This is a genomic window from Brucella grignonensis (assembly GCF_002252505.1).
Lineage (GTDB): Bacteria > Pseudomonadota > Alphaproteobacteria > Rhizobiales > Rhizobiaceae > Brucella > Brucella grignonensis.
On sequence record NZ_NNRL01000159.1, the window covers coordinates 1 to 24,202 of the forward strand.

Here is a 24,202-nt window from a genome sequence, read left to right on the forward strand (position 1 = left end):
ACTGAGACAATATAAGAGCGTTAGATAGCCCAACATATCCCAAACCGGCCACCGCAATTTTCAATAGCTTCGTCCTTTTAATCCAACCCTGCGGCGACAATCGACAGATAACAGCCTGCGTCGATTACAATAGCCCTATCTATAGCTTTCGCCGCAGGGGGAATCACTGAAAAAGAGGCGAAAACGCCATACTATCGGCCTATTACAGCCAACCCGATAAAACTAAAATTGAAGTATTCGTTTAGTTTTTGCGGCGAAACTGAAAATCCTATCATGTAGTTTTGACAGTTCATCTTTCACTTTTTCATGATGCCTTATCTCTGGATCATAAACATCACTATTTGCATTGATAATATAATTCGAATCGATATTGAATCTCTCCATAAGCTGAGATTTATGCTTAGACAGAATATAACTGCTATTAGCAAAAATAATATTCCAGCTTTTATCGACAGATTCGGTACTGATCACATTGATGAGAATGTTATTACTTTGAATAAGTTTTCCGCCTTCGGACGTAAATCGTAAGAGAAACTCCAAATCCTGCATACGACGCAAATTTTCATCAAACTGAAACCGTCTAAACACAGAAATGTGGCCTGCCATCAGAGATGTGCCTAGCGCATAATGAAAAGTTCCATCGACACCAGTTTGCGGCATTAGATGCCGCTGGGCCGTATGCCTCAAAACTTCATTCCAAACTATTCTATTTCCTAGATCAGGATAAATGAGATCTCCGTAAAGTCCAAACGGATTACGCGGCCCCAAGTACTTGGAGTTCGCAAAGTGATTAAAACGTGCAATGCAAATTGAATCACTCTCGCTTTTCTCGATCTGAGCTACCTGCTCTATGACGCGGGTATTCTTAGAAACGTCGTCATCATCGAAGAATACGAGAAATTCACCTCTTGCCTCGTCTACCACAACTTTGCGACTGTAGCCAGCACCTCGATTTTGTTCATTTCTCAATAAGCGCACTCGAGTATCTTTAGAAGAAAACTTCTGTAGAAATTCGAACGTCCCATCTGTGGAGCAATCGTCAAGAATCAATATCTCATATTCGCCCCCCACCTGAGAAAGAGCAGAATTTAGCGAATATCCAATCGTATCAATGCAGTTGTAGGTCAAAAGACCTATAGTAGCCCGCACAGTTGTCCGTTCTTTGATGTGATCATCCACAGCACCGCAGAGGCTTTCTGTTCTGAAATCCAAAGGGTGATCGATCCTGAAAGAATTAAAAATTTTCTCGTTTGTCCGTAGCGCCTCTAAAATGCTTAGTTGGCTATAAGGCACACCTTTATCTTCGCTGTCAGTTAACGTTTGGATCATGCATGGTTTTTCACTTCCGACCGCAGAATAGCCGGCTGAAGCCACACGAAGGTTGAATTCAGTATCATAAAATCTTCTAAGTTCTTCGTTGAACCGAACTTTACGGATTATTTCAGTAGGGCACGTCATTATTCCCGAACCAACAGAGCCCTTTACACCATGCCCCTTAACGCTCTCGAAAAACTCCGGATTATTTTGGCAAAACTTTTTATCGAGATGATAAAAAAGGGCATCGGCCATATATTTAGAGAGCTGAGTGGAAGTGACAGCTAAAGGGCGCACTCCAAACGTCAGACCTTCTTCAGCTTTATTTATAAACCGATCACAAAAAAATACCTTACTGTCATCTCCTGCAAGAACTCTCATAGATTCCGAAATTCTAAAAGGAAGACTATAATCATCATCATCAAACAGAGAAATGTATTCGCCACGAGCGGCATCGGCAATTATGTTAAAAGAGGCGGCTGCACCTTTGTTAACTTCATTCTTTATGATTGTTACATTCGATAAACCATCAGTTCTGCGCTTGATAACGTCCAAAGAACGATCGCTAGAACAGTCATCTACGATGATAATCTCGATATTAGCGTAATCTTGAGATAGTGCGCTATCAATTGCCCTACCTATACTATATTCAGCATTGAAGCAGGTAATACCGATAGTCACTAGCGGTTCTTGTGTTGTTATCTGAGACATATTATTTTCCTTCCCGCCGAATCCGTCTTGAATAGTATTTCGCCATAAGCAAAGACGGCTTCAATCCCAAACCGACAGCTCTACTACGAATCGACGCTCGATTGCCGCCAGCCAACTTTCTAATTAAAGGTGTATTCCAGTACGACATCTTTAAAAATTTCGCGAATTCATCACCACTGCGAAACGAATGCTTGATCGCATTACCTGGAGACGCAGAGACAGGTGGGATAAAATGTCGATAATTTCCTCTTGCAAACTCTAAAAAATCTCGACCGGAAGATCCCAATGTCCGTATAACCGACACGTACAGATCCGGTCGGTCGAATATCTCCTTGAATTCTGCATAAGCACGTGAAAAAACGCGAAACCGCAATCCGGGCGAAACACGTTCGAAGTACCACTTGAATCGAAGGAAAAACGCTGCATAAAACGCTGCTTTCTCTTCTGACCCAAATGCATCTGAATCAATCAAAAACTGCTTGGTATTCGCCAGCATATCAATAAATTGTTCCCCCCACTTTCGATTATGGCGCGAGGCATCAAAACGACTAACTCTATACAGGTAAAAATGCTCAAAAACCCGAATGTAGTTCATCCCACTCAAATAACACTTAAACGCAAAATCTGTATCCTGAAAAGATGCGCCCGGGGTTTCTATTACCTCAATATTCCGTTCCAAAATTGACGATTTACGATATATGCAACTCCATATACTAGGTGCGTGCAGGATCGAATCATCAGTTTTGAAATTCACTACTACTTGATTTATTTTTCCATCAGAACTTACGAGAACCCATCTTCAGATTTAAGAATATTATCGATAGTTGAAACAGGGTTTGGTAATGAAACAACATTTCTTGGGTTTAATGGACTCCAAGGTTGATATGGGGTTTTAACAAAATCAACCTCAGGAAACTTCTTAAAGATTTCGATTATTCTTTGGTGCACATTGGGTAGAATCACATCGTCGGATTCCACAATGGCTACGAACTCGCCTTTCGCATGCTGAATACCAACATTAATGGCTCGACCATAGCCAGCATTTATCTGACTAATAACCCTGAAGTTATCATAACTTTGCGAAAAACGTTCAAGAATAGATAGAGAATCATCCGTGCTACCATCGTTAACGCAGATGACTTCAAAGGGGAAATTTGTTTCAAATGCTGTTACTATGCTTTCCAAACATTCGGAAATGTAGCTTTCAACATTGTATACTGGAACTACGATCGATAACGTGGGTATAATCATGGTGGTCTTATCCGGCAGATAAATTCGCTTGTGAAGCCGCGATATACCCTTATTGATTGAAAAATACACCCCCATGCATCAAAATTAACGATTAACTTTACGTTTCTTTCGTCTTATTTCCTCTTATTTCGTAGTTATTAGAAGAATTCCAGCCTGACGATATCTAATACCAAAGTCTACCCTTTATCGTATGAAGCATATATTATGGATAATTAGCAGTTTCTAATATTGTTATTTTCGTTTGATATTGACATCACCACTCTACACCGACAAACGACTTCACAAATGTGCATAAGGTTCCGAGCATGCCTGAATTGCAGCCTGTCGATTTATCTAACAAAATTTGGTGCAACTGAAACGACAGCATGCCGCACAACGTACAGATCTACATGCACCCAGTTCGATTGGGATTTTCTTTAACCTGTGAATTTTATCACCAATCGAACGCGGGCAGTTCAGCCAAGAAAGCTTCTACGCTAGGCTGGTCACGTTCTGCCTTTTGTACTTTGCCCAGCTCGGTCAAGACATGGAACCAAACAGCATCTCGCCACGCGACGAAGACTTGTGCCTCGGTAGCCCACAGCTCAACCGCCGAGTTGACGTAACTCGCCAAGGTCGCGCCGCTGTCATAGTCGCGTTCCTTGGCTGTACCGTCGATCAATGCCTGAATTTCGAGGCGGTAAACACCGACAGGGCTGAGGCCGGGGTGATAGATGTCAGGCTTCCCATCTTCAACCGGTACAGTCTTCATCGGCGGCTCAAGCCCGAGAGCTGCGTAGTGCCTCGGAAATCCCTTTTTGCCAATCCTGTCATAATCAATAACTTGCTTTGTAGCTGACATCAGGCGTCTTCCTTTTCATGTTCCGGGATCAACAGACCTGTTTGCGGATCACAGCGTGGGTGGCTTTTAATGAAGCTATCGCCGCGCTCTGCCTTGACGTGCCACGAAACTTCATCGTTACAGGTCGGGTCGCTCGCGTAGATCGTGAATTTGCCGTCGATAATGCGACCGGCGCGAACATCCGTGTCACCGTCTAAATTGTTGGGTCTCAATGGAATGGCGCGTTGGGTTAGCACTGCAAACGTTCCCGGCGAAAGATTACTGGCTGCATCAAGATCGACTTCGGCAACGTCATCAATCAGCTGGACAGTTCCCCATAACTCCACACCGGCCATCGGCGCTTCTGTGGACATAAAAACAAGGTCTTTGTTGTAGATGTCTGTCGGGTGATCAATCTCGAGCGACTTACTGCCGCCCGTAATGGAACCCGATACACTCAGATTGCCGCGAGATATAGCATACGACGTGCCGCGTAGAAGATTAGAGCCATCGCCGGAGAAATAACTAATTGCAGCCGGTCCGTAGAGCGCCATTTGACCGGCACCATTGACGTCTACTGCGAGGGCGCTTAGCGATGCGGCGTTCTGCCCTTATCTAATTCTTGTTCCATTGCCGTTAAATATGCTGTTTATCAATCCTTGCGTCATGCTAAAGTCGCCAAGGTCGATCTGCATCCCGCCATTTCTCAACAACCAAACCTGATTGCCGTTCAAATAGCTATACACACCGGTTGTGTTATTCCTGAGCGCTATCTGAGATTGGTTAAACCAATTGTAATTTGTCCCACCGATTGATACTCGCACCTGTCCATTGCCACCTGTTGGTGCAATCGTGACATTGCCTGTGAAAGTACCACAGGCCCTGTCCGCAGGTGTGTAACCAAGAATGGCTGCGATGGTTGCAAGAATTGGGTAGGAAGTCCCGTTGGTGGCAAAGACTTTGTTCGCTTCGGTCGTCAGCGCTGCAAACTTCGCCAATGTGCCGTTTGGGTCTTGGATGCCGAAGCCTGATGTTGGCTTCAGCTCGTATTGACCCGCATCATTCCCGACTGGCACCTTGCCATTCTCAACGCCAAGTTCTGCAAGGTTAGATAGAACGCCGTTTCCGAGAAGTTCGATCAGATTGGTGGATTTACCTGCAAATCTGACACCATCCGGAAGGAAGCGCATACGGTATGTAAACGTTCCGCTCTGCCCGGGCCAAGGTTCTACGAACTGCCCCGCGACATTGCTGTCGATAGGATTACCGAATTCGCTTGTCCCTTTGATGATGGCTGTGAAGCCCTGCAGCTGAACTGTGTCTCCCTCGCGAAAGCCCATCGTTCGCCAAAGCGTGTTCGTTCCCGTGAAATTTACATCGCCTTGGGTGACGGTAATCGTTCCGGACACATAATCAGGTAAAACGGCCATAGATTTGCCTCCCCATGCGCCAACATGGTCTGGTTATTTAGATTTTTGGATTGAAGCGATCAGCGTTTCCAAACAAGGGAGCGGACGTTACCGCTACCGGCCAATGTTCCTCCCGAACCGCTTGAGTTGGTCTTTCGGACTTCATAAACGTTGTTACCTTGGGCGGCACTGATATCAATTGCCACTGCATTGATGTCAGCACTGACGGTTGTCTGAGGCCCAGCCGTAAACGTGAATGACTTTAGAACCGTGTTGGTTGTCAGGTTGGTGAGTTTGACCACCGTTACGACTGTGCCTGTATTCAGACTATTGACCAACGTGCCAAAAAAGTTCCATTCGGCCAGAACAGTGTTGCCTTGCGGACTATTGATCGTGGTCGACATAACCTGAAAATCATTGGCCGAATTGTTGGCAGAATATCCGACCGATCCGGATCTCGTCACAGCGTTGAAGTCGAGGTTACTGGTTCCGACGATCAAGTTATCAACCACTGCGCTGCCGATCTGCGCCCATGTGATCTGGACGTTTTGAATTTTTGCCCAGTCCATCACAAAGGCATCGCCGTACATAACACCGTCCTGAATGACGAAAGGTCTGAAATACTCGTCACCATTTGAAAACACGAGCTGAGATGCGATCATCGCAACACGCGCACCGTTTGGACCAGCATCGAGAAAGAGGCCCGCACTCTTCCAGTCCCCAACCGTTCCGCCTTCGACCTGCATACCAATTCGCGAGTTCCAGCCTGAAGGGGCAACAGAACTTGCCATTCGGAATGTCGCATTCGCGCTGACATCATTAACGACCGTTGTCAGGCTGGTAATTGCAGTGGCTTGAGCCTCAACCTCACCCTCCACACCGTCAACACGTGCCTGCAGAAGCTGAACAATGCTCGCTCCTGTATTGTCCCATAGCTGTGTGTCGATCCGGATGAGTTGCTGACCGATTGCACTATTCGGGCCAGTGGCAACGAGAATATCCTCCTCCCAACTGGCCTTGGCATTGTTGAATGTGCTCGTCAGGCGAGAGCTGAGATGCTGAATATCCGAATAGTTCGCATTGTGGTTCTCAGCTGTGGTAGATGCCAGCTCTTCCGCCTGACGGATGATTTCGCGCATCTGTGGACCGATCCAGCCGAGATATCCTTTCAGATCTTCTGCAAGGCCTTCGTAATCAATCGGGTTTTGATCGCCTTGGGCAACCCAAGAAGCGTACATGCCTTCGAGTATCGGAGGGAGATTAGCATCATGGTTTGCGCCCGGACCATCCTTGGCGATAGCATGTGTGCGGTAGCGTTTTGTGCCATCGGTCATAATCTCATCGCAGATATTGGCAGCCTGAGTGTATTTGGCCAAAGGCAAGCGACTTGCACGGACAGCCTTGCCGACCATGCGCTGAATGCCATTAAAGAACCCACGCTCAAGGTTGTATGCCTGCACAGCGGGATTGTCGCTGTACTCCCATGTGCTCTGATTGTCCCAACGGTGCGAGCCAGAGCCGCCCATAGTGCTATCTTTACGCCAGTCGTAAAGAGGAGCACCGACAACCTCAAACAGCAATTTTGCAGGCGATGTTAACCCGTCACCGTTCTTGCAAAGCTCCGAGAACACAATCGCATAGTCGGCCTGCTTCGGCGTGAGCTCGATATCCAAGCTGGACGGGCCGGATAGGGAAGTGGATGCGGAGATTGCTGAAATGTTCAAGTACCCGCAAGAGGTATTTGCCAACACTTGGCCAAAAATTGACGGACCAGAATGCCATAGTGATCAGGCGACTTGGAGCGGGGACGGTATTATTTGGGCTGCACCATTTTACACCGCGTCGTTAGATGCGGCTTTCTCTTTAATGATTAGCCATTTTCGCGGCACAAAGTACGAATTCACCAATCTTTACAATATCGTCCGCGTGACTATTGAAATGAACGGCGAGTACGGCGGCTTCCACGGCGAACATGTCAACTCTCTGCCGATAGCAACCCGTTAGAGAAAGCCGGGAAGCTTCACAAGGCCAACCGAAAAGACATCATTTGGATGCCAAGCCAGGTGAATAAGTTTCTAAATGAAGCCGCCCCATACCTATCCGATGTGGTCAGGCTGGCATTGTGGACCATGCAGTGGAAGGGTGAGGTTCTTGGACTGACAACAACCGCATATAGCGATGGCCTTCTATGGATCACGCAAGGCAAGACCGGCGCGCGTGTCAGGGTTAACCCCGCTGACGAGATAATGCCTATGTTCCAGAAGGCAAAAGACGCAAACCAAAAGCGCGTTCTCGTAAACAGCTTTGGTGAAATCTGGACATCATCAGGCTTTGACACTTCGTTCCGAAAAGAAATAAAACGCCTCGAAATATCTGGCGTGACTTTTCACGATCTACGAGGAACAGCAATCACCTATGCATACGCCCATGGAATGGACATTGAACGCATCGCTGAAATCTCAGGTCATTCCAAATCTGAATGTGAAGGCGTAATCCGGAAGAACTATCTTGCTGGCGGGGATGTAATTGAGGCGATCAGAAAGGGAACTAAATAGCATCCGAAGTGTAAAATATATGGCTAGGTGTAAAACGGTGACTTTGGAAAGGTGCTAAGTCATTGATTTTGGTGAGCGCGCAGGGATTCGAACCCTGGACCTACTGATTAAAAGTCAGTTGCTCTACCGGCTGAGCTACGCGCTCCCAAGAGGAACAAATCGTCCCTGGAAGTGCGGCGGAACATAAGGGCGGCTTTCGCATTGGTCAACACCATAAAATCAAGTTTCTCCAACATAAATTCAAAAAATCAGCACCTATCGATGGAAACTTCGAGCCGACAGGGCTTGTCAATGAAATTGACACGCCAGAATTCAGCTTTTCGGCAAAGAATTTGATCTGTTGCGTGCCGAAAAGATAGAATCGCGCCGCTCCTTAGCAGTTACAAAGAGCAAAAATGATTCCAGAAATCGATTCCGGTCGTTGAAATGATACTGTAGGCTCTTCCGCGTAACTCGTTCCAGCGTTTCGGTTTTTCATGTCATTTGTCGCCAAAGCCTTTTCTCGTTTCAGACATTCCCTTTCCGGCATCGGGCTGGCACTGGGAACTCTTCTGTTCGCAGCGGCACTGACACCAAGCCTGGTTCCACGAACATATGTGATGCAAGGCATCTTGTGTGGCGTGGCATTTGGTTCGGGATATGGTCTTGGCGTTTTCTGGCGCTGGATTTGGCACTACCTCGAATTGCCTGAGCCAGCTGATCACTTGCGCAGTCGTGTCAATCTCATCGTCGGGCTTATTTGTCTAGCCGTCGCGATAGCAGCACTTTACCTGTCAGCCGGCTGGCAGAACTCAGTGCGATCTGTAATGGGTATGGAGCCTGTGCCGAGCGCTTATCCCGCAAGCGTATGCGGGTTGGCTATCGTTACGTTTCTGATCCTGTTGCTGTTGACCCGCGCGCTCATCTGGCTTGGGCGCTACATTTCGGCAAAAATATACCGCATTGTGCCACGACGAGTAGCCAATGTCGTGGGGATAGCGCTGACCGTTCTCCTTATCTGGACGATTGCAAACGGCCTTCTTATTCAATCAACATTTGAGGTTCTTGATCGTTCGTTCCGCGAATTTGATGCTTTGATCGAGCCGGATCGCCCGCAACCTGTTGCCGCTGATAAAACCGGAAGCACCGCGTCTCTCTTGAAATGGAATGAACTGGGACGTGCTGGTCGTGAATTTGTAGCATCAGGGCCAACTGCCGACGAAATCTCGTCATTCACAGGACGTGAGGCCTTGGACCCCATCCGGGTCTATGCCGGCCTGAATGTGGCCGATCAACCCAGACAGCGTGCGGAACGCGCCCTTGAAGAACTTAAACGCCAAAACGGGTTTGACCGTTCTATCCTTGTCATCATCACACCGACAGGTACGGGCTGGGTTGATCCGGCGGCAATGGATGGCCTCGAATTTCTTCATGATGGCGATGTTGCCAGCATTGCCATGCAATATTCCTATCTCAACAGCCCACTTTCGCTGCTCTTCCAGCCCGAATATGGAGCCGAAGCCTCGCGCGCACTGTTCACAACCGTCTATAACTACTGGAAAACCCTGCCGAAAGACCAGCGTCCACGCCTGTATCTCTATGGCCTCAGTCTGGGTGCAATGAATTCCGAAAAGTCCATTGCCCTGTTTGAAATGCTGGAAGACCCGATCAACGGAGCATTATGGAGCGGGCCACCCTTCCCGAGCCGCGACTGGAAACAGATTACGCGCGACAGAAATGCTGGATCTCCAGAATGGCTGCCTGTTTTCCGGGACGGATCTTTCGTCCGCTTCATGAACCAAAAAGGGGAGGCTCCCGGCAATGGCACCCGATGGGGACCTCTTCGTATCGTCTATTTGCAATATGCGAGCGATGCAGTGGTCTTCTTTGACAGTCACGCATTCTATCGGCAGCCGGAATGGATGAATGCTCCACGCGGATACGATGTTTCACCACAATTGAGGTGGTATCCGGTGGTTACAATGTTACAGCTTGCGTTGGATATGGCTTTCGCGACCACAACACCGTTGGGTCATGGTCATGTTTATGCGCCGGAACACTATGTTGATGCCTGGATCGAAGTCGCGGATATCGATGGCTGGAGCGAAGATCAGATCAATCGGCTCAAACAATACCTGCACCATAAGATGACTGGCGAGGATGTTGAAGGGTACGACCAGCGCGGCGGTTAGAGCGCATCCCGAAAAGTGTGAAACGGTTTTCGGACAAAGATGTGCGTTAAAACAAATATTTAGAGCATTTCCAGCAAAAGTGCGAAGCGGTTTTGCGTCGGATAATGCGAAAAAACAAAGAGATAGAGCATTTCCAATGATTCAAGAAAAACAGGAAATGCTCTAGAACGTCTATGAATTACCTCCAAACAAAAAACAGCCGCCCTTTTGAGGCGGCTGTTTTTTTGAGGTTCAACTTATCAACGGTAAGGCGAATAGCATTGCTGACGTGGACCGTTGTAAGGCTGGAACGTATTGTCCGAAGCACGGTAAGACCTGTAACGGTTATAGCACCACTGAACATGGTTGTTGCTATAACGATACACCGGCTGAGGTGCAGGCTGCGCAATCGCACCGCCGATGACCGCACCAGCACCGAAGGCAGCCAATGGATACCACCAGCCATCATTGTAACGGCGATAGCCATGACGATAGTGATTGTAGCCGCGATAGCCATTCCAATAGCCTGGACGTGGGCGATGATGGCCATTCCAGCCCGGCCGACCTGGGCGGTGACCATTCCAACCCGGACGGCCTGGACGATGACCATTCCAATGGCCATGTCCGCGACGGTCCCAACGATCATTCCGAACAGGAACGACGTTATCGCTGCCCGCCACCTGGGCAGTGAGCAGGACCGGAGCAGCAGAAACTGGCGCCATCGCACCGATCATAAAAGTGGCGCCGATTACGCCAACCATCATTTTTTTCAAGGTGTTAATCATCTCGTTCTCCAGTTCAACTGCACACATCATGGTCGATGTTAGATGAACGTGTGCTGAATGATAGGCAAGAATATATAGCACCCTATATATCTGACAAGTGATAGGCCCGCGCTCAGCGCGAACATAATTAATGCAAACCCGGTTTACTGCCGATCCGGTGCGATGATCGTTTGTTAATTTTTCGAACCTGACATTCAAAAAGTATTTGCATCGGTTGGAATTCAAACGTCAAATTCTACAAACTAGGAATAAATGCGATTTTATTCGCAATTACTGCCATTATCAGTTAACTTTGCAACCTTCTAAAATGAGTTGTAGCGGCGTGTGTGTTGGGGGTGTCGTGTCAACTGAATTAGAATCAGCCAGCAATTTAGTATCGGGCTTGATGTCAAAAGATACCAATCCATTCTTAGCTGCGGTTGAACATACGCCTACGCCGATGCTGATCACCGATCCGCGCCTGCTGGATAACCCAATCGTCTATGCGAACAAGGCCTTCCTGCAACTGACAGGCTATTTCCCAGATGAGATCATTGGAAAAAATTGCAGATTTCTGCAGGGCGCAGAAACGTCTCCCGAGCATGTGGCAAGAATTAAAGCTGCTTTGACAGCGGAAACATCCATCAATATCGACATACTGAACTACAAAAAATCTGGGGAGGCTTTCTGGAACAGACTGCATATTTCACCAGTCAAAGGCCCTGATGGCGTAGTTCAGCATTTTGTCTCAACTCAGCTTGATGTCACGCTCGAACTCAAACAGCTTGTTGAACTTCAACAAGAGCGAGACTCGCTGTCCAATGAGACCAAACGGCGTCAGAACTACCTCGACTATATCGTAGATGTTGCCAATATCGGCTATTGGACCTGTGACATTAGGTCTGGCAATGTCACAGGTTCAGCTGAATGTCGCCGTATTTTTGGGTTCGAGGAAAGCGAGCACATTCATTTTGACCAGATTATCGACATGGTGGTGCTGGAAGACAGAATGGCAGTGTTGCAGAAAACTGAAGAGGCTTTTGCGACCGGCGAACCCTATTCCATGGAATATCGGATCGTAAACAGAGCCGGCGAAACCGTATGGGTGGAAACGCGTGCAAAAGCTCTACTCAGCGAGAACCCGACATTGCTTGGCGTCATGCTGGATGTCACTGAACGCAAGCAAACCGAAGCCGACAAAGCCCTCGTAACCCGTGAAATTTCTCACCGTTTCAAGAACTCGATGGCGATGGTGCAATCCATTGCTAACCAGACGTTGCGTAATGCAAGCGATTCCGAACAAGCGCGTCAGCTCTTCAACGAGCGCCTGCATGCGCTCGCACAAGCGCATGATATGTTACTTCAGAAAGACTGGGGCGGCGCGACCATCACACAAATATCCAATATGGCACTGGCCCCGTTCAACAGAACATTCGGCAACCGTATTCGCATGGGTGGCCCTTCGTTGTTCGTGAGTGATCGCGTGACAGTGTCGCTTTCGCTAGGGCTATATGAGCTTGCGACCAATGCCGTCAAATATGGTGCTCTATCCAACGAACACGGCGGCATCGATTTCAGCTGGGGCGTCGTTGATGATCAGGGCCAAAAGAAATTCCAGATGTGCTGGATAGAAACAAACGGACCATCCGTCACGCGCCCGTCACATCGTGGTTTCGGCCAGCGCCTGTTGCGTCTTGTGTTGGCGGAAGAACTGAAAGCGCAATGCGACATTGATTTCGCTCCTTCAGGTCTGAAAATCAATGTTCTCGCACCGATTACCCCCGACGTGTTTCCTGGGTTCGACCACAAGATGAAATCAGGTCAATTGATTGCCTGAATTTGCTCGACAGCAATGCAGAGAGGCAATTTGCCATCTGGCATAGGCATGGTAAAAGCGCCATATGCTGCAATCATGAACGATAACTCCTCCCCCCTTTTAACCGCCCGTACGGACGAACCGTTATCCTCCACGCGTGATATAGCGCCCGGTGGAACGCATTTCCTGCCTCTGTCTGCGGATGCTCCAGCAGTTGAATGGCGGATCGCTGAGGGTTTGACGGATTATGAAGCAGCGCTTGCCTTCATGGAAGCGCGCGTTCAGGCCATTCGCGAAGGTACGGAAAACGAGCTCGTCTGGCTCGTTGAGCACCCCTCGCTCTACACCGCGGGCACAAGTGCCCATGCAGAAGATCTGCTGACGCCTGATCGTTTCCCTGTCTTTAACACCGGACGCGGCGGCGAATACACCTATCATGGTCCCGGCCAGCGGGTGGCTTATATCATGCTCGACCTCAAACGACGCCGTGAAGATGTGCGCGCGTTTGTAACGGCGCTTGAACAGTGGATCGTCGAGACTCTCGCACAGTTCAATATCAAGGGCGAGCGACGCGCAGATCGCGTTGGCGTATGGGTTGTGCGCCCTGAAAAGCCGCCACTTGCCAATGGCAGCATGTGCGAAGACAAGATCGCAGCCATCGGCATTCGCCTGCGTCGCTGGGTCAGTTTCCACGGCATTGCCATCAATGTTGAGCCGGAACTCGAACATTTCGGCGGCATCGTTCCTTGCGGCATCGCCGAATATGGCGTTACCAGTCTGGTCGATCTGGGACTACCGGTTACGATGGGCGACGTGGATGTCGCTCTCGGCAAGGCCTTTGAAAGCGTTTTCGGCCCTCGTCAGACAAAGTGAAATTAAAGCATTTCCTGCAAAAGTGCGTCGCGGTTTTGCATGAGAATGTCGCGGTTTTGCATGAGAATAAAGAGTAGGGTGGTTCCAACGATTTAATCTTAATTGGAACCGCCCTAGACGGCCTTCACGCGCCTTTCACGCATGAAGACATAAAAGCCCGATCCGACGATGATAAAGATGCCAAACCATTTCGACGGTGTTGGAAAATCACCGAAGACAATCAATCCGACCAGCACTGCATTGACGATTTCAAGATACTGGAACGGCGCAAGCATCGATGCGGGCGCAAGCTTGAACGCCTGCACGACCAGCAGATGACTGACGGTGCCAATCGTGCCAAGCAGGAGCAACAACAACCATGGTTGCAGACTGTGCGGCAGCGAGAAAGTCAAATCCTCGACGCCGATGGCCGTGCCAAACACCATGGCAAGGCCAGCAAGAAAAGAACCACCGATGCCTGCATAGAACTGCATGACGACCGGGCTTTCCTTCGCGCCATATTTGCGGTTCAAGATCAGATAGATCGCGAAGGTGACAGCGGTCGCCAGGGGCAACAGTGATACCGCCCCGAAAATCTCAAAGCTCGGCTGAATGACGATCATCGTGCCGATCAGCCCGATACCGACGGCACTGAAGCGGCGCCAACCAACCTTTTCTTTCAGAAACACAGCAGAAAGCAGCGTCAAGATCAGTGGTTCGGCGAAAAAAACCGCCATGGCATCGGCCAGGGGCATATATTTGACGGCCGTGAAAAAGCATGTTCCGCCAAACCCCATCAGGGCACCGCGAACCAGATTACCGGTAAGATGCGTCGTGCGCAAAGCTGCGAACCCGCCCATGACGATCAACATCAGGAACATGAGCACCGACTGGATGAAAAAACGCATAAAGGTGACGGTTGCGGGCGGCATGTTATCCATCATGGCAAGCCATTTGCCGATGGCATCCATAAGCGGCAGCAACAACACAGAGAGCACCATGATTGCCATGCCCTTCACATGCGCTTCTACGCCAACCGCTGCCCTGCTCTGCATTTCATCACTCGCAATTTTCTCACCACCTCTTGCGCTTACGCGAATGGCCTGCCTGTTTCCATCTTAATTCGCTTAAGAAAAGCACCCGGTTTGACTTTCGCCATGTTTCTGGTGCAAATCGGTCTCGCTGTGAGCAAAACCATTTGATAACCTCGGGCAAAAGCGGAACGTAAGGCGAACTTTATTCGCATTGCGGGTGTTCCCGTGGCATTATCTATGTGATTCGCAGACAACTTATTTCGCGCCGTTAACTGGGGCGGTTCTTTCGGTTTCAGACAGAAAGCTTTTCGGACAAAGATGGACGACAGCAACGATCTCTTTTCCAGAGTAGTCAACAATGCCCGTGAACGGCAGATGGAGCAGCAGCCCAAGAAGGCTCCCGCATCGACGCCTGTTGCGCAAACGGCAACGACACCATCTGCACCGAAGCCGGCTCCTGTTGCGACGAAGGCTCCGCCTGTTATATCAGGCGCTGATGAGTACAACGCCTCCTCCATTCGAGTTCTTGAGGGTCTGGAACCGGTTCGTTTGCGTCCCGGCATGTATATTGGCGGCACCGACGAAAAGGCTCTGCATCACCTCTTCGCAGAAGTCATCGACAATTCGATGGACGAAGCAGTTGCAGGCCATGCCAACTTCATAGAAGTCAGCCTTGATGCAGAAGGCTTCCTGACGGTCAGCGACAATGGTCGCGGCATCCCGGTTGATGAGCACCCGCAAGTTCCGGGAAAATCCACACTTGAAGTCATCATGACCAAGCTGCATGCGGGCGGTAAGTTTGACGGCAAAGCCTATGAAACATCCGGCGGTCTGCACGGCGTCGGCGTTTCGGTCGTCAATGCGCTGTCCGATGTTCTGGAAGTCGAAGTCGCGCGCAATCGTCGTCTTTATCGTCAGCGCTTTTCGCGCGGCATTCCGCAGGGCGGCCTTGAAGACGTCGGCGAGGTGCATAACCGTCGCGGCACGCGCGTCCGCTTCCATCCAGACCCGGATATTTTCGGCAAGAACGCCCATTTCGATCCGCACCGGCTTTATCGCATGGCACGCTCGAAGGCCTATCTGTTTGGCGGCGTGGAAATCCGCTGGAGCTGCGATCCGGCTCTTCTCGACCCAAAAAAAGAAACGCCTGAAAAGGCTGTTTTTCACTTCCCCGGCGGTCTCAAGGATTATCTCTCTGCCTCGCTTGGCAAAGAGCATCAGGTGACGCGCGAGATTTTCTCAGGCCGCACTGAAAAGCAGGGCGGGCACGGCGCAGTTGAATGGGCTGTATCGTGGTATGGCGGCGATGGCTTCGTCAATTCCTACTGTAACACGATCCCGACGGGCGACGGCGGCACGCATGAAGCAGGTCTGCGCATTGCATTGACACGTGGCCTCAAAGCCTATGCAGAGCTGACCAACAACAAACGCGCTTCAATCATCACCACCGATGACGTGATGATTTCAGCTGCCGCCATGATGTCGGTTTTCATTCGCGAGCCTGAATTTGTCGGTCAGACTAAAGACAAGCTTGCCACTGTTGAGGCGCAGCGTATTGTGGAAAATGTCATCCGCGATCCGTTCGACCACTGGCTTACAGCTTCGCCGCAGGAAGCTTCACGTCTGCTCGACTGGGTTGTCGATCGTGCGGAAGAGCGCCTGCGCCGTCGTCAGGAAAAGGAAACTGTCCGCAAAAGTGCTACGCGCAAGCTGCGTCTCCCCGGCAAGCTTGCCGATTGCACGCAGAATGCGGCGGCCGGTGCCGAACTGTTCATCGTCGAGGGTGACTCGGCCGGTGGTTCGGCGAAACAGGCGCGCAATCGTTCCAATCAGGCGATCCTGCCGCTGCGCGGCAAAATTCTGAACGTAGCGAGCGCGGGCCGTGAAAAACTGACCGCAAACCAGCAGATTGCCGATCTCGTGCAGGCACTGGGAGCCGGTACGCGCAAGAATTATCGCGAAGATGATCTTCGCTATGACCGCGTCATCGTGATGACCGATGCGGACGTGGATGGCGCACATATCGCATCGCTTCTGATTACATTTTTCTATCAGGAGATGCCGGATCTCATCCGCAACGGTCATCTCTATCTCGCCGTACCGCCGCTTTATCGTCTGAGCCAGGGCGGCAAAGTCGCCTATGCACGCGATGATGCGCACAAGGACGAATTGCTTCGCACCATGTTCACCGGACGCGGCAAGATAGAAATCGGTCGCTTCAAAGGCCTTGGCGAAATGCGTGCCGAGCAGCTCAAAGAAACGACCATGGACCCCAAGAAACGCACGCTTCTGCGCGTACACGTCGATGAAGACTATATCGATGAGACGCGTAACACCGTCGATGATCTGATGGGCACAAAGCCGGAAGCCCGCTTCCGTTTCATTCAGGATCGTGCAGCCTTCGTGGAAGAACTCGACATCTGATTGGGATCAATCGGGTGGCAATACGTGAAAATGCAGACGGCAACTCATCAACAATGAGCTGCCGTTTTCTGTAAAAAGATTAGCTTTTTACGTCAATGCCAAGCCTACTCTCAATCTCTTCGGTGGATTCTTTGACAAAGAATGTGAGATCGGTGCTCAGCGTTACAATGCGGGTTCCTGTCCCATATGCATTATAGGAAAGAACGTGGTTGAAATTCACTGCAACCCGCTCACCGCTGACATCCGTAAGCATGATCCACATGTGCCCCTCCTCCTGAAAATAGTTGCTATAGAAGAGGATAGGAGCGCGTCTTGAAATGGCAATGCTCGCTTAGAGCGCATCCCGAAAAGTGTGAAACGGTTTTCGGACAAAGATGCGCGTTAAAACAAATATTTAGAGCGTCGATCTGATCCAATCAGATCGAAACGCGCTCTAAAGCGGGTCGCATTTTATCATATCCATGTGACACGCTTTAAGACATTGTTTTCAAGCATGTCTTTATCCCAAAACCGGTTCCCACTTTTGGGCGACATGCTTTAGAGCTTTACCTGCATTCTGACCTTTTCAACATTGCGACCAAAACTCTCCGACCATTCTTCGCTGCGGTGATAGGTTCTGAACCCCGCTTTTTCATAAAGCCTGATTGCTGGAGAATTATCGGCATGGGTACCGATTTCAGCTTCCCCAAAACCATCAAGAACAATCTGCGCCATCAGCGCACCAAGCAATGCGCCGCCTACGCCCTGACCATGGTGCGCGGGATCAACCCAGAGGTCGGAAATGTAGTTTGATTTCGGGACACGAGCGCCCCAACCGTATATTTCGCCGCATCGTTCCGCCAACAAAACACCATCGGCATTCCCGCGCAAGTCACGCAGGAATTTGGCCTGGAGTTCCGACCGGCTTTCATCCGTCAGCACAATGTCGCGCGCTGCGGTTTGCCACGCGCGCACCGCGATTTCAGCCATCAAAGCGAATTCGCCGGACATTTCTGCCCGGCGAATGAGAACTTCAGATTTTACCACCATTTCTTCGGTGTAAAGCGTCCCGCAGCCTGCTCAATTGCGCTGGCTGCCTGGAAAAGCGTTTCTTCCTCAAATGGACGACCAATCAGCTGCAAGCCAAGCGGCAGGCCCTGATCGTTGAGGCCCGCAGGAACAGCGATCCCCGGCAGACCGGCCATGTTGAGTGTAATGGTGAAGATGTCGTTGAGATACATCTTGACCGGATCGTTCGCCAGTTCCTTGTCGCCAATGCTGAACGCAGCAGACGGCGTTACAGGTGTCAGAATAGCATGGACGCCGCTTGCAAAGACGTTTTCAAAGTCTTTTTTGATCAGCGTGCGAACCTTCTGCGCGCGCAGATAATAGGCGTCGTAATAGCCAGCCGACAGAACATAGGTTCCGGTCAGGATACGGCGCTTCACTTCCTTGCCAAAGCCCGCGGCGCGGCTCTGTTCGTACATATCGGCAATATCTTTGCCCGGTACGCGCAGACCATAACGCACACCATCATATCGTGCGAGGTTGGACGAAGCTTCTGCAGGCGCAACGATATAATAGGCGGCAAGTGCATATTTGGTGTGCGGTAGCGAAACATCGACGATTTCTGCACCCGCATCTTTCAGATACTGGACGCCCTTCTGCCAGAGCGCTTCGATCTCTTCCGGCATGCCATCCATGCGGTATTCGTTCGGAATACCGATCTTGAGCCCCTTCAGGGACTTGCCGATAGCTGCTTCATAATCCGGCACCGGCAGATCGACCGAGGTCGTATCTTTCAGATCAAGCGATGCCATGGACCTGAGCAGGATCGCTGCGTCGCGCACATCGCGCGCAATCGGGCCAGCCTGATCAAGCGAAGATGCATAAGCAACTGTGCCCCAGCGCGAGACGCGACCATAGGTCGGCTTGATGCCGACAGTGCCGGTGAAAGCTGCCGGCTGACGGATCGAGCCGCCCGTATCGGTTGCCGTAGCGCCTGCACAAAGATGCGCCGCAACTGCTGCCGACGAGCCGCCTGACGAGCCGCCCGGCACCAGATCCACATCCGAGCCATTCGCACGCCATGGGTTTTTCACAGGGCCGTAATAGGAGCTTTCATTGGACGAGCCCATGGCGAATTCATCCATGTTGAGCTTGCCCAGCATGACAGCGCCATCTGCCCAGAGATTGGCTGTTACGGTCGATTCATATTCCGGCTTGAAGCCATCCAGAACATGCGAACAAGCCTGCGTGTGAACGCCTTTGGTCGCAAACAGATCTTTCACGCCAAGCGGAATACCTTCAAGCGCACCGGCTTTGCCTTCAGCAATACGGGTATCGGAAGCCTTTGCCATTTCGCGCGCCTTTTCAGGCGTCACAGCGACATAGGCATTGAGCTTGTCATTGGCGGAATCAATAGCCGCAATATAGGCATCTGTGAGTTCAGTCGCGGTAAATGCCTTGGCCTTCAGCTTGTCGCGCGCTTCGGCAATGGTCAGTGCGGTCAGTTCGCTCATCGTCAAATCCTGTAAAGTCACGCCTCAACGAGACGCTTTTCAAAAAAGGCGCTGTATTCGGAATCCGGATAATCCAGAACTACACCGCAGCGCACAAAACCCGAATTCTCATAAAGCCGCCAGGCGCCATCGAAGCCAGGGCCAGTGCCCGTTTCGAGGACCAAACGCGAAACACCCTTGGCTTTTGCCAAATCAACGATCGCATCGACAAGAAATGAACCGACGCGCTTGCCGCGGACTTCCGGGCGCGTGAACATCCGCTTGAGTTCACCCACACCGTTGTCATGCATTTTCAACGCACCACAACCAACCGCCTTGCCGTTCTCATCTCGTGCAACGAAAACCGTGGTATTCGCCTCTGCCATCTGTTCGACAGTCATCTTGAACTGGAACTCGAGAGGCGAAAGCGGCAGCATATGCGCATTCAGTGCTTCAACCAGATCGCGCACATCGTCCTGCAGTGGTGTCTCGACGGAAACCCGAACGACCATCAACTTACTCCACGACCTTTGGCACGACGAAGAAATTATCTTCGGTCACAGGCGCATTGGCAACGACGGCATTGGCGATATTACCATCCGTCACTGCATCTTCACGCAGGCGCATCTTCATCGGCGTCACCGAAGTCATCGGCTCAACACCTTCAATATCGACTTCGTTCAACTGCTCGACAAAGCCCAGAATTGCATTGAGTTCACCGGTCATGCGTTCAGCTTCATCCTCGCTGACAGCGATACGCGCTAGATGCGCAACGCGCTTGACGGTGGAAATATCGACGGACATCCTGTTCTCCGCAAATGCTAGATCAGAGCGCCATGCGTCCGAAGGGACGCACAAAGGACGCTCTGACTTGTTAACTTTACGCATAGAGCTTTCCAAAAATCGATTTCGATTTTGGGCCGATGCGTTGAGCAGCATGGAACTGCCCCGAAAAGGTTCTTTTACCGGCTATAACGGTGCGTGTGGGGAAGCGCAACATTTCTTGCGCTTCCATCCATAGTTAGAAATCGTGCACTGTGCCTGCCGGAGCGACCAGAACCTTGGTTTTTGACTGACCTTCCATACCGGCAACAAATTTTTCCGCGTTCTGATCGACGATCGGGAACGAACCGTAATGGCATGGCAGAACGGTCTTAAAGTTAAAGTAGCGCTGGCAGGCGAGCGCTGCCACAGCACCGCCCATAGTGAACCGATCACCAATCGGCACAATGCCAATTTCCGGCTGATGCAGCTCATTGATCAGCGCCATATCGGAGAAAATATCCGTGTCACCCATATGATAAAGCGATGGCGCATCGTTGAAATGGAAAACCAGTCCATTCGGATTACCAAGCGCCTGGCTGACACCATTTTCAGTCAGCATAGCAGACGAATGAAGCGCGTTGACGAACGTGATTGTAAAACCCTCATGCGCAAGCGTACCTCCGGTGTTGCCTGCATCAAGATTTTCAACACCCTGACTGCCAAGCCATGTTGCAAGATCGGCATTGGCGATAACCGTCGCGCCATGCTCCTTGGCAATCGCCACCGTGTCACCGATATGATCGCCATGACCATGAGTGAGCGCGATATGTGTTGTGCCCTTGGTCACTTCCTTGAAATCGATATCCTTGGCACCCGGATTTCCATTGATAAACGGATCGATCAGAATGACCGCCTGTTCCGTTTCAACACGATAGGCTGCGTGGCCCAACCAGGTGATTTTCATTGTGTTTCTCCTTGCGGCTCGATTTTCAGTTTTAAAACAGATATTACGCGGATGAAGTTTCAGGCAATATGACGCCTGATCAAAATACTATGAGGAACCCAAAGAGGAACAATGGCCGTCATTGAAATCGAAGACGTTTTGGAAATTCTGCAACCAGGCCAGACCATTGCCGGGCTTGATCTTGGCACCAAAACCATCGGCCTCGCCGTTTCCGATCTTGGGCTGTCCTTCGCCAATCCTCGACCTGTTATCAAACGTGCCAAGTTCACAATCGATGCACAGGTGCTGCTCAAAGCGTTGGAAGCCGACAAAGTGGGCGTCATCATTATCGGCCTGCCAATGAACATGGACGGCACTGCAGGACCACGTGTTCAGGCAACACGCGCATTTGTACGCACCATGCAACCACTGACCGATTTGCCTTTTGTTTTTTGGGACGAACGGCTCTCGACGGTTGCTGCCGAACGCGCACTGATTGGTATGGATGTTTCTCGCGGCAAGCGGGCCGAACGCATCGATTCAGCCGCTGCATCATTCATTCTGCAAGGCGCATTGGATCGCCTGCACCTGCTTGATCGTCAAAAACACGAGAGCAATCCCGAATAGTGGTTCGATTAACTGACAGTCCACAAATTAATGGCTGGCAGAAAAAAACGAAAAATAAATAATATCGCTTGCTCCTCTAGTCACTAGAGGAGCTAAATTTGTGAAGTAGTTACTTATTTTACGAGATAAATTTATGAGTTTTTTACAAAATTTTATGCGCCGATATGTCGGCAACATGAGCAATGGACATAGCGATTACAGAAATGGGACAAACCATGGGAATGGTCATGGGTCGGGCAAACGTCACGGCTCGAAACATGGCAGCTATCCTGCATGGGAAAATCCGCAGGCACAACCAACGCCACGTCTGAAGGCTTGTCTGGCATGTAACTTTGGTGCCGATGTCTCAGCATCATATTGTTCGAAGTGCGGTTCCGCCTTTGCAAAATCACAGACATGCATCGGGTGTCAGACTACGCTGTCACCTGATAGCCAGTTCTGTTCTCGATGTGGGCAACAAGCCAATCCGGCCTAGCCCTTGATCAGTTGCCCTCTGGATAGAGCTGATCGAGAATTCGGTTGGCATTGTGGCGCGCGTCCAACATGCCATAAGTCGAGCGCCACTGCCCACCGAGTCGGGTTTCAATGAAGGCATCTGCAATGTCGTCTGCACCAAGATTACGCAATTCGGCAGCAGCGGCGGCGTAGGCGAGCTGTTCCGTTAGTAGACGCGCAACACCCTGATCGGTTTCAGTCAGTTGCAATGCGGCCTGAAGCACATCGATTGTGCCTTGCCCGCGCACGCCCAGTTGTTCGCTGATCCAGTCCAGAACTTCATCAAAAAGCGACGGTGCGCGCGACAGCACCCGGGCCACATCGAGCGCCATCACATTGCCGGAACCCTCCCATATCGCATTGACCGGTGCCTCACGATAGGCGCGGGCAAGATTGCCCTCCTCGATATAGCCATTGCCACCGAGGCATTCCATCGCTTCATAAAGCAGTGACGGCGCGATCTTGCAGACCCAATATTTGACGACAGGTGTCATACAGCGGGCAAAAGCAGCTTCCGCCCGGTCACTTGCGGCCATATCAAAAGCACGCGCAAGGCGCATGGAAAGTGCCGTCGCACCTGCAACATCAAGCGCCATATCAGCCAAAACGCGGCTCATGAGCGGCTGTTCGATCAATGGTTTATCAAAAACCACGCGATGGCGCGCATGATGAACGGCTTCAGCCAGACCTGAGCGCATCAAGCCCGCAGAAGCAACGGCACAATCAAGCCGGGTCAGCGTCACCATATCCATGATGGTCTTCACGCCCTCGCCGGGATTTCCGACGAGATGGCCGATAGCACCGTCAAATTCGACTTCTGCGGAAGCGTTGGACTTATTGCCCAGCTTGTCTTTCAGGCGCTGAAAGAAAAAGCCATTTCCAGCGGCTTCGTTGGTCAAACGCGGCAACAGGAAGCACGAAAGACCTTCTTCCGCTTGGGCCAATACGAGAAATGCATCGGACATTGGAGCCGACATGAACCACTTGTGGCCGCTCAGTGTGTAAGTACCATCCTCATTGCGTTCAGCACGGGTCGTATTGGCACGCACATCTGTACCGCCTTGCTTTTCGGTCATGCCCATGCCGAGCGTGATGCCCTGCTTGTTGAATGCAGGCTTTTGCGAGGAATCATATTTGCGCGACAGAACCTGTGGCGACCATTCCTTGTAAAGCTCGGACGATGCCATGATGGCGGCAAGCGATGCATTTGTCATCGTCAGTGGACAAAGATGTCCGGCCTCAAGCTGTGCAGTCAGATAAAAACGCGCGGCACGTGCCTGATGACGGCGACCTGTTTCAAGAGGATTGGCCTCCCAGATCGAGCAATGCAGCCCTTGCGCAATCGAGCGGCGCATCAAGGCATGGTAAGCAGGATGATATTCAACAAGATCGACACGCCGCCCCTGCCGGTCGTGCGTACGCAGTTTCGGCAACTCGGTATTTGCAAGCCGCGCAAGATCCTGCGCTTCCGCGGACAAGACAAAACGTCCGGTATTCTCCAGATCGGTATGAAGCTCTTTCGGAAAACGCGCTGCGATTTGTATCAGAAGCGGATCGCCCAGATATGCATTGGTGCCCGTCATGGACGGCGTCTGGTTGGTGACTTCGTGAGTTTTCACAGGCTTATCCGTTTGGTTAGAGCATTTGAGCCAAAAGTGCGAAGCGGTCTTGCGTGAGGCAAATGCGTAAGAAGAAGTAGTTAGAGCGGAGACAAAATTCAGTCAGATCAGCGTTCCAACCGAATTCAATTTATGCCCTCTTGCATTCCAATTTCCTAACATTTTCCAACGGA

Annotated in this window: 24 protein-coding genes and 1 tRNA gene; 8 read left to right on the top strand and 17 right to left on the bottom strand. The window is 50.6% G+C overall.

What is annotated here, in order from left to right; translation table 11 throughout:
- Positions 1-222 precede the first annotated feature (222 nt).
- The 7 genes from CEV33_RS10775 to CEV33_RS10805 all read right to left on the bottom strand — a co-directional run bounded on the left by CEV33_RS10775 (position 223) and on the right by CEV33_RS10805 (position 7,178).
- Positions 223-2,025, bottom strand: a complete 1,803-nt coding sequence (locus CEV33_RS10775) for a glycosyltransferase family 2 protein (protein ID WP_094540495.1) — start codon at positions 2,023-2,025, stop codon at positions 223-225.
- Position 2,026: 1 nt separating this feature from the next.
- Complete coding sequence (locus CEV33_RS10780) at positions 2,027-2,620, bottom strand: hypothetical protein (RefSeq protein ID WP_141211580.1); 594 nt, start codon at positions 2,618-2,620, stop codon at positions 2,027-2,029.
- Between the two features lie 188 nt (positions 2,621-2,808).
- The gene (locus CEV33_RS10785; protein WP_167388147.1) at positions 2,809-3,276 is read right to left on the bottom strand and encodes a glycosyltransferase family 2 protein; all 468 of its coding nucleotides are present in this window, start codon (positions 3,274-3,276) and stop codon (positions 2,809-2,811) included.
- A gap of 433 nt (positions 3,277-3,709) precedes the next feature.
- Entirely contained in the window at positions 3,710-4,117 is a 408-nt protein-coding gene (locus tag CEV33_RS10790) for a hypothetical protein (RefSeq protein ID WP_094540498.1), read from the bottom strand.
- Complete coding sequence (locus CEV33_RS10795) at positions 4,117-4,650, bottom strand: hypothetical protein (RefSeq protein ID WP_094540499.1); 534 nt, start codon at positions 4,648-4,650, stop codon at positions 4,117-4,119. The genes CEV33_RS10790 and CEV33_RS10795 overlap by 1 nt, the downstream gene beginning before the upstream one ends.
- Positions 4,651-4,707: 57 nt before the next feature.
- Positions 4,708-5,526, bottom strand: coding sequence for a hypothetical protein (locus CEV33_RS10800; protein ID WP_094540500.1), 819 nt, complete (start codon positions 5,524-5,526; stop codon positions 4,708-4,710).
- A gap of 59 nt (positions 5,527-5,585) precedes the next feature.
- Positions 5,586-7,178, bottom strand: coding sequence for a hypothetical protein (locus tag CEV33_RS10805; protein ID WP_235818396.1), 1,593 nt, complete (start codon positions 7,176-7,178; stop codon positions 5,586-5,588).
- A gap of 22 nt (positions 7,179-7,200) precedes the next feature.
- Between CEV33_RS10805 and CEV33_RS10810 the strand changes: the two genes are divergently transcribed.
- Complete coding sequence (locus tag CEV33_RS10810; protein ID WP_141211581.1) at positions 7,201-7,509, top strand: hypothetical protein; 309 nt, start codon at positions 7,201-7,203, stop codon at positions 7,507-7,509.
- 47 nt (positions 7,510-7,556) lie between these two features.
- The gene (locus CEV33_RS10815; RefSeq protein ID WP_094540502.1) at positions 7,557-8,060 is read left to right on the top strand and encodes a tyrosine-type recombinase/integrase; all 504 of its coding nucleotides are present in this window, start codon (positions 7,557-7,559) and stop codon (positions 8,058-8,060) included.
- A 69-nt stretch (positions 8,061-8,129) separates the two neighbouring features.
- Here CEV33_RS10815 and CEV33_RS10820 read toward each other — a convergent pair.
- Positions 8,130-8,205: transfer RNA gene (locus CEV33_RS10820), tRNA-Lys, on the bottom strand.
- A 331-nt stretch (positions 8,206-8,536) separates the two neighbouring features.
- Here CEV33_RS10820 and CEV33_RS10825 point away from each other — a divergent pair.
- Positions 8,537-10,231, top strand: coding sequence for an alpha/beta hydrolase (locus CEV33_RS10825; RefSeq protein WP_094540503.1), 1,695 nt, complete (start codon positions 8,537-8,539; stop codon positions 10,229-10,231).
- Positions 10,232-10,470: 239 nt separating this feature from the next.
- Here CEV33_RS10825 and CEV33_RS10830 read toward each other — a convergent pair whose 3' ends face one another.
- Complete coding sequence (locus CEV33_RS10830; RefSeq protein WP_094540504.1) at positions 10,471-10,995, bottom strand: BA14K family protein; 525 nt, start codon at positions 10,993-10,995, stop codon at positions 10,471-10,473.
- A gap of 385 nt (positions 10,996-11,380) precedes the next feature.
- Here CEV33_RS10830 and CEV33_RS10835 point away from each other — a divergent pair, with 385 nt between their 5' ends.
- Both CEV33_RS10835 and lipB read left to right on the top strand, forming a co-directional pair.
- Positions 11,381-12,811 carry an HWE histidine kinase domain-containing protein gene (locus CEV33_RS10835; RefSeq protein ID WP_094540505.1) on the top strand — a complete coding sequence of 477 codons (1,431 nt, stop codon included), beginning with the start codon at positions 11,381-11,383 and terminating at the stop codon, positions 12,809-12,811.
- Positions 12,812-12,859: 48 nt separating this feature from the next.
- Positions 12,860-13,663, top strand: coding sequence for a lipoyl(octanoyl) transferase LipB (gene lipB, locus CEV33_RS10840; protein ID WP_374817161.1), 804 nt, complete (start codon positions 12,860-12,862; stop codon positions 13,661-13,663).
- A 113-nt stretch (positions 13,664-13,776) separates the two neighbouring features.
- Here the strand turns inward: lipB and CEV33_RS10845 are convergent, their stop codons facing one another.
- Entirely contained in the window at positions 13,777-14,697 is a 921-nt protein-coding gene (locus CEV33_RS10845; RefSeq protein ID WP_094540506.1) for a DMT family transporter, read from the bottom strand.
- A gap of 297 nt (positions 14,698-14,994) precedes the next feature.
- Between CEV33_RS10845 and parE the strand changes: the two genes are divergently transcribed.
- Positions 14,995-17,100 (top strand): DNA topoisomerase IV subunit B, encoded by a 2,106-nt coding sequence (gene parE / locus CEV33_RS10850; RefSeq protein ID WP_094540507.1) that lies wholly within the window; start codon positions 14,995-14,997, stop codon positions 17,098-17,100.
- A gap of 79 nt (positions 17,101-17,179) precedes the next feature.
- On the opposite strand, the gene CEV33_RS10855 is transcribed toward parE, so the two are convergent.
- The 6 genes from CEV33_RS10855 to CEV33_RS10880 all read right to left on the bottom strand — a co-directional run bounded on the left by CEV33_RS10855 (position 17,180) and on the right by CEV33_RS10880 (position 21,309).
- Positions 17,180-17,362, bottom strand: a complete 183-nt coding sequence (locus tag CEV33_RS10855) for a hypothetical protein (protein ID WP_024900242.1) — start codon at positions 17,360-17,362, stop codon at positions 17,180-17,182.
- 275 nt (positions 17,363-17,637) lie between these two features.
- Positions 17,638-18,129, bottom strand: a complete 492-nt coding sequence (locus CEV33_RS10860; RefSeq protein WP_094540508.1) for a GNAT family N-acetyltransferase — start codon at positions 18,127-18,129, stop codon at positions 17,638-17,640.
- Positions 18,120-19,601: an Asp-tRNA(Asn)/Glu-tRNA(Gln) amidotransferase subunit GatA gene (gatA, locus tag CEV33_RS10865; protein ID WP_094540509.1), complete on the bottom strand. Its 1,482-nt coding sequence runs from the start codon at positions 19,599-19,601 to the stop codon at positions 18,120-18,122. The genes CEV33_RS10860 and gatA overlap by 10 nt, the downstream gene beginning before the upstream one ends.
- A 17-nt stretch (positions 19,602-19,618) precedes the next feature.
- Entirely contained in the window at positions 19,619-20,092 is a 474-nt protein-coding gene (locus CEV33_RS10870) for a GNAT family N-acetyltransferase (protein WP_094540510.1), read from the bottom strand.
- A gap of 4 nt (positions 20,093-20,096) precedes the next feature.
- Positions 20,097-20,384, bottom strand: coding sequence for an Asp-tRNA(Asn)/Glu-tRNA(Gln) amidotransferase subunit GatC (gatC, locus tag CEV33_RS10875; protein WP_094540511.1), 288 nt, complete (start codon positions 20,382-20,384; stop codon positions 20,097-20,099).
- Between the two features lie 217 nt (positions 20,385-20,601).
- The gene (locus CEV33_RS10880; RefSeq protein ID WP_094540512.1) at positions 20,602-21,309 is read right to left on the bottom strand and encodes a metal-dependent hydrolase; all 708 of its coding nucleotides are present in this window, start codon (positions 21,307-21,309) and stop codon (positions 20,602-20,604) included.
- A gap of 111 nt (positions 21,310-21,420) precedes the next feature.
- On the opposite strand from CEV33_RS10880, the gene ruvX reads away from it, so the two are divergent.
- Complete coding sequence (ruvX, locus tag CEV33_RS10885; protein ID WP_094540513.1) at positions 21,421-21,915, top strand: Holliday junction resolvase RuvX; 495 nt, start codon at positions 21,421-21,423, stop codon at positions 21,913-21,915.
- Between the two features lie 175 nt (positions 21,916-22,090).
- Positions 22,091-22,390 (top strand): double zinc ribbon domain-containing protein, encoded by a 300-nt coding sequence (locus CEV33_RS24795; protein WP_407923793.1) that lies wholly within the window; start codon positions 22,091-22,093, stop codon positions 22,388-22,390.
- A 7-nt stretch (positions 22,391-22,397) separates the two neighbouring features.
- Here CEV33_RS24795 and CEV33_RS10890 read toward each other — a convergent pair whose 3' ends face one another.
- Positions 22,398-24,029 (bottom strand): acyl-CoA dehydrogenase family protein, encoded by a 1,632-nt coding sequence (locus tag CEV33_RS10890; protein ID WP_094540514.1) that lies wholly within the window; start codon positions 24,027-24,029, stop codon positions 22,398-22,400.
- Between the last annotated feature and the right edge of the window lie 173 nt (positions 24,030-24,202).